Raw genomic sequence first — 6,470 nt, 5'->3', positions numbered from 1 at the left:
TGGTCGGGGCCTGCAACCGTGTGTTTGCGGTCAAGAAAAGAGAACAAGGTCGGGATAAGGTTAAAATCAGGGTTTGGGCAACGCTCGGAGCGGGTTTCGGTTTGGGATGCCATCACCCGAAACAAAAGCCGTCCTCATCATACAAAAAAATAAAATCAGAAAACCGGCATGCCGTGCGCGCTGAAATGGCTGCGGGCGGCTTCAACGGCGGCAGCGTCGGGCTCGGGGGTGTCGTTCAGCTGATAGCTGAGGCCCATCTGCTCCCATTTGTAGCGGCCCATGTTGTGGAAGGGCAGGATTTCGACGCGCTCAATGTTGGGCAGGGTGGCCGCGAAGGCTGCGAGTTCGGCCAGGTAGTCGGGGTGATCGGTGTAGCCGGGCACGAGCACGTGCCGCAGCCAAACGGGGACGCCGAGACCGGCCAGCCGCTGTGCAAAGTCGAGGGTGGGCTGCAGGGCCACATCGGTGAGCTGCTTGTAGTTTTCCGGGCGGATGTGCTTGATGTCGAGCAGCACCAGGTCGGTGTTGCCGAGCAGTTCGTCGTCGGCGCGCCAGCCGGTGTAGCCGGAGGTGTCGAGGGCCGTGTGCACGCCCATGCGCTTGCAGCCTTCAAAGATGGCTTTCACGAAGGCCGGCTGACTCAGCGGTTCGCCGCCGGAGAGGGTTACGCCGCCGCCGGTGCGCCGGAACACGTCGCGGTAGCGCGCTATTTCGCGCAGCTGCGTGAAGGCGTCGGTTTTCTGCCCGCAGCGGAAAGGCCGCGCATCCGGGTTGTGGCAGTACAGGCAGTTGAGGGGGCAGCCCTGTAAAAAAAGCACCCGACGAACCCCGGGCCCGTCGAGGGTACCAGCCGATTCCACCGAGTGCAGGTAGCCGCTCGTATTTTCCATGTCAGTTCAGGTTTGTGGCGTGCTTGGCAGCAGGGCAGCCGGCCGACCGCTCCGTTTCGGGGAGCAGCCTGCCCGGCCTTGCCTTGTGCTGAATTGGTGAAGGATACCGGGACCCGGCCTTAGTTTTGGCCGTGGAAGGTCCGGGTTACGACGTCGAGCTGCTGCTCGCGGGTGAGCTTGTTGAAGTTCACCGCGTAGCCGCTCACGCGTACCGTAAGCTGCGGGTACTGCTCGGGGTGCTCCATGGCATCAAGCAGGGTTTCGCGGTCGAATACGTTCACGTTAATGTGGTGTCCGCCGGCCCCGAAGTAGGTGTCGAGCAGGCCGGTGAGGTTGCCAACGCGGTCTTCCTCACTGCGCCCCAGCGCTTTGGGGATGATAGAGAAGGTGTAGGAGATGCCGTCCTGCGCGTACTCGTACGGCATTTTGGCCACGCTCATCATGCTCGCAACGGCGCCGTTCAGGTCGCGGCCGTGCATCGGGTTGGCACCCGGCGCGAAAGGCTCGCCCTTTTTGCGTCCGTCAGGCGTGCTGCCGGTTTTGAGGCCGTACACCACGTTGGAGGTAATGGTGAGCACCGATTGCGTGGGGATGGCGTTCCGGTAGGTCGGCTGCTTGGCAAGCTTGTTCATGAAGCTCTTCACCAGGTCGCGCGCGATGCCGTCCACACGGTCGTCGTTGTTGCCGAAGGTCGGGAACTCGCCGGTGGTTTCGAAATTGACGGCCAGGCCGCGCGCATCACGGATGATGCGCACATCGGCGTACTTCACCGCGCTGAGGGAATCGGCCACTACCGAAAGCCCCGCAATGCCGCAGGCCATGGTCCGCATCACATCGCGGTCGTGCAGGGCCATTTCGAGGCGCTCGTAGTAGTACTTGTCGTGCATGAAATGGATGATGTTGAGCGCGTTGATGTACACCTGCGCCAGCCATTCGCTCATGGCTTCGAAGCGGGGCATGAGCTCATCCCAGGTGAGGCGCTCGCTGGTAATCGGCGCAAGCATCGGACCCACCTGCTCACCGCTGATCTCATCGCGTCCGCCGTTGATGGCGTAGAGCAGGGTCTTGGCGAGGTTGGCACGGGCACCGAAAAACTGCATCTGCTTGCCCAGGCGCATGGCCGAAACACAGCAGGCGATGCCGTAGTCGTCGCCCCAGTAGCCGCGCATCAGGTCGTCGTTTTCGTACTGCAGCGACGAGGTGCGGATCGAGGTTTCCGCGCAGAAGTTTTTGAAGCCGTCGGGCAGCTTGTCGCTCCACAGCACCGTGAGGTTCGGCTCGGGGGCCGGACCCAAATTGTGCAGGGTTTGCAGCATGCGGAAGGCGGTTTTGCTCACCAGCGTACGGCCGTCAACGCCCATGCCGCCGATGGCTTCGGTAACCCAGGTGGGGTCGCCGGAGAAAAGTTCGTTGTAGTCGGGCGTGCGCATGAAGCGGATCATGCGGAGCTTCATCACAAAATGGTCGATCAGCTCCTGTGCGCCGGCTTCGGTGAGGGTGCCTTCGCTAAGGTCGCGCTCAAAATAAATGTCGAGGAAGGTAGAAACGCGTCCGAGCGACATGGCCGCGCCGTTTTGCTCTTTGGTGGCGCCGAGGTAGGCGAAGTACAGCCACTGCACGGCTTCGGTTGCGTTTTCGGCGGGGCGGCTGATATCAAAACCGTAGCTCGCCGCCATTTCTTCCAGCTCCTGAATCGCTTTCACCTGCTCGCCCAGCTCTTCCCGCAGACGCGTGATCTCTTCGCTCAGGCTTGCGGCTTCCAGCGAAGCGCGCTGCTCCTGCTTGTCCGCAATGAGGCGGGCCGTGCCGTAAAGCGCAACGCGGCGGTAATCCCCAATGATGCGCCCGCGGGCGTAGGCATCGGGCAGACCGGTAACGATTCCGCTCTTCCGTGCTTTCAGGATTTCGGGGGTGTAGGCATCAAAAACGCCGTCGTTGTGGGTCTTGCGCAGGCCGGTGATGGCCTTCTCGGTTTCTTCAGAAATCTGATAGCCGTTGCTCTCCAGCGCATTTTTTGCGATACGGAAGCCGCCAAACGGCATAAGGGCGCGCTTCAGGGGCTTCTCAGTCTGCAGCCCCACGATGCGCTCCAAATCCTGATCAATATAGCCGGGCTTGTGCGAGGTAATGCCCGAAACCACTTCGGTATCGGCATCAAGCACGCCCTTGCGGCGCTCTTCTTTCATCAGGATGAGCACCTGCTCCCAAAGCAGGCGGGTGTTGTCGGTAGGACCGGCCAGAAAGCGGCCATCCCCCGTGAAGGGCGTGTAATTTTTCTGGATAAAATCCCGGACATCAATTTCATGATTCCAGGTACCGCCCTTAAAATCGCGGTAGCAGCGGGGGGCGTCGTCGGTCAAAAAAGGAAGGTCAGCAGCAGAAGGGGTATTGTTGAACATAGCAGTAAAAAAGTTAAATCATTATTCTAATACGAATATCAGAATATACCCAATTTTTTCACTTCCTGAAAGTAAAATCGAAGCATACGCGCAGCATCGTGCGATTCTGAGCCGAAACGCCGCGCTACACCCGTTGGAAGCGCTATTATAAGATGCGCAAATCCGTCAGCCGCCCGGCCAGCCTGATCCCGGCAGCCCGTGTGATTGCAGCGTTCGTTTTTTTTAGGGGGAACTCCGTGCACATCACGGTCTGCATTGCTTGTGAAAAATCCCAAATCGGCGGCATGTCCCTTGCTTTTTGATGTGTGCGCTTCGAAGCCGAATCGTCTTCAGGAGGCGGTGTCACCGCCGGCTTCATCCGCATTTTTGGCCTCGGTATCGCGGCCCGTTACTGGTGGTGGACGTGGTTGTGAGGGTCGCCGACGCGGCAGAGACGCGAGTCATCGCGGCTCTGCAGATTTGGCTGACGGACAGCTTCGGGCGGATTCGCCCGGGAAGCCGTGCTGTCGTCCGGGTGATCAGGACATCACCCCGCCCGGTCGATAATTTTCTGCGCCTTCAGGATTTCATCCATAATAATAGTGTGCCCCATGCCCGGGTAGATGATGGTTTCGACCGAGGCACCGAGGGTTTCGAGCTGCTTCGCCGACTCGTGTACCCGGCTTTCGGGGATGTGGAAATCGTTGTCGCTGCAGCCAAGAAAGACCGGCGTACCGGCAAAGTCGCCGGAGTAGGTTTCCGGCCGGATGCGGTCGCCGATGAGTCCGCCGCTGAAGGCTACGACCCCGCCCCAGCGCCCCGCATTGCGGGCCGTAAATTCGGTAGCAAGGCAGGCACCCTGACTAAACCCGAGAATTACAATCTGCTCGCGGCGCTTGCCCTGCGACAGCAGATCGTCCGTGATGGATTTCAGGCTGCTGAGGGCCGAATCGAGCCACGGCTGATTTTCATCCGTAGGCCGCATAAAAGAGTAGGGGTACCAGGTGTTGTTGGTGGCCTGCGGCGCGATGAAGGCCGCATCCACCACATTGAATTCCTGCGCGAGGGTGAGAATGCTCTCCGCGGATGCCCCGCGACCATGCACCATCAGCACGATGCGCTCCGCATCGGCAATGCTGCTGCCGGTATGAAAAAGATGCTGCGGGTTATGAAGGGTACTCATAATAATGTGAGTTAAGAATTAGGATGAGCTGGAAATTAATTGTTTGAACAAATAATCCATTTTGCGGCGAAATCATTCATCAGGAAAACACCCTGAATCTATGGCCCGCGGATTGGTGCGGATCGATGCAACAAAAATGGTGGGCGATCGCGTAGTTAAAACCTCCAAGGTTTTTGAAACCCTGGAGGTTTGTCGCCCCCCATGGCCCGTGCTGAATCCCGTGTCTGTTCATGGGGTACGGGGCCTGATTCGGACTCCGAAACGGGCAAAGACCTGACAGGTTTTGGAAACCTGTCAGGTCTTTGCCGCGACGGCCGGGCCATGTTCGGGGCAGGTCCCGGCTTCGGGGTTCTCTCACATGATGCTTCGGGGGGGGCTGCCGGTACGACCGGCCTTTTTGTCTTTGAAGGGTGCGTTACACATGAGAAGCGATCGAGACGGCATGGGGTGGATTTCAGGTGTGGACAACAGGCCGATTGATTCCGTTTTTTGCGGATTGTTTCCGGATCGTAAGTAAAAAAACTTTTAGGCCCCTGACCCAATGACTTCTTCCGAAAAACGGGGCAGCGCTTTACCAAGGTAGCGCACGGCTTCCGCAAAATCCGTTTTCCTTCGGGTGGCGATCTCATGCAGCCGCAAGCGAACCAATTCGGGATTCTGCCGAAAGCATTTGCAAAGATATGCATCCGGATGCATCACCTTAACCTGAAAAAGATCAGGGTACGTCTTAGGTTCGGGCAGGCGGAAATCCTTCAGATTAAATGTGAGCAGCACCGGCACCCTGACGTGCACTGCTGCCGCCATCACATGCCGGTCTTTCGGATGATTTGTCATCAGCGGAATGAGCGGGTCGTGTCCCGTAATCATCGCATGCGGAAAAGCCTTGCGGACCGCATTCTGGAAGGTAGCTGCCAGTTCGTTTTCCCACGCAAAGCATGGGTGTGCGTACGGTACACTTCCTGAAGGATTTGTTCTGACCAAAAAGGGGCGATCAGTGCCGGTTGTTCGCCAAGACGCAGCAGAAGATCACAAACAGCAAAATTTGCATCACACAGGCATCCGGCAAAACCCGCTCAGGCCCTTTCCGCATCTTTGCTTCCGGTATAGCTGCTGTCATATTTCCCGGCTTCATTCACCGCATCAAAATGCGCATCAAGCGTACCGCGCCTTTCAGCATCCCGCAGCTTCGCAAACGCCTGAAGGTCTTCCGGTTTCACCCTCCGGTGCGTACCCGCCTTGTGGTAGGGTATGACGCCGTCTTCAAGCAGGTTCACCAGATGCTGCCTCGAAACCCCCAGATAATCCGCTGCCTGCTGTGAGCTCAGCGGTTTAGCATCGGCTAAAAGGGTGACGGAATGTCCCTGCTCCAGCAAACCGATCAGGCCGCACAGCAGCTGTGTCAACGGCTCCGGCAGCGGAGTCTTTTGATTATCATGTTCAGCAAGCAGATGCAGCCTCCCGCCCTCAGGCCGAAGCAGCTTTTTAAGCTGATCCATCATATCAGAACTGATTTCCGTGGCTTCAATCCGGTGTTTCATTGAGCAAGATGTTGAAGTTAAAATTGAAACTATGTGGCTAATTGGAAGTGGTTTTGTTCTTAATATACCTCTCAAACGCTATAAACGCTACAACTTTTCGCCAGCTTACGCCGGTACGCACTGATGGCCCGCGGATTTGGGCCGGATTTGCGCGGATTTTTTTCGCGCAAAGCAGCAAGGGCGCAAAGGGGGGGATGCGAGCGGTGCCGCCCAAAAGCACTGTGGCCGTTTGCCGCCTTCCGTGTCAGCCGGGGTGAGATCCGGCATCGGTGCGGTCACACCCCGCCTGTTCGCTGCGCTCACCCGGGCACCCCTCTCGAGAGGGGAATTGCGCGCATCGGGGCGTGGATGGGCCGCGGATTTTGCGGATTGGGCCGGATTTGCGCGGATTTTTGTTTCTCAGACGCTGGAAAAGAACAGCCTCTGAACTCCGAAATGCCCACAAAACAGCAAACACGCCAACCCGCAGCCAATCCAGCGC

General features: G+C 58.2%; 6 protein-coding genes. All 6 read right to left on the bottom strand.

The annotated features are described in order from the left end of the window. Nucleotides 1-155: 155 nt before the first annotated feature. Nucleotides 156-890, bottom strand: a complete 735-nt coding sequence (gene pflA / locus LAT75_RS14880; RefSeq protein WP_291483500.1) for a pyruvate formate-lyase-activating protein — start codon at nt 888-890, stop codon at nt 156-158. Nucleotides 891-1,009: 119 nt separating this feature from the next. Further along, entirely contained in the window at nt 1,010-3,289 is a 2,280-nt protein-coding gene (gene pflB, locus LAT75_RS14875) for a formate C-acetyltransferase (protein WP_291483498.1), read from the bottom strand. A gap of 526 nt (nt 3,290-3,815) precedes the next feature. Then, nucleotides 3,816-4,451 carry a dienelactone hydrolase family protein gene (locus tag LAT75_RS14870; RefSeq protein WP_291483496.1) on the bottom strand — a complete coding sequence of 212 codons (636 nt, stop codon included), beginning with the start codon at nt 4,449-4,451 and terminating at the stop codon, nt 3,816-3,818. A 525-nt stretch (nt 4,452-4,976) separates the two neighbouring features. Further along, nucleotides 4,977-5,432 carry a hypothetical protein gene (locus LAT75_RS14865; RefSeq protein ID WP_291483494.1) on the bottom strand — a complete coding sequence of 152 codons (456 nt, stop codon included), beginning with the start codon at nt 5,430-5,432 and terminating at the stop codon, nt 4,977-4,979. A gap of 92 nt (nt 5,433-5,524) precedes the next feature. Further along, nucleotides 5,525-5,989, bottom strand: a complete 465-nt coding sequence (locus LAT75_RS14860; RefSeq protein ID WP_291483492.1) for a helix-turn-helix domain-containing protein — start codon at nt 5,987-5,989, stop codon at nt 5,525-5,527. Nucleotides 5,990-6,233: 244 nt separating this feature from the next. After that, a partial coding sequence (locus LAT75_RS14855) for a hypothetical protein (protein ID WP_291483490.1) occupies nt 6,234-6,470 on the bottom strand: 237 nt, incomplete at its 5' end.

This window comes from Cyclonatronum sp., assembly GCF_022565315.1.
Lineage (GTDB): Bacteria > Bacteroidota > Rhodothermia > Balneolales > Cyclonatronaceae > Cyclonatronum.
This window is presented reverse-complemented; position numbering and strand designations above follow the sequence as displayed.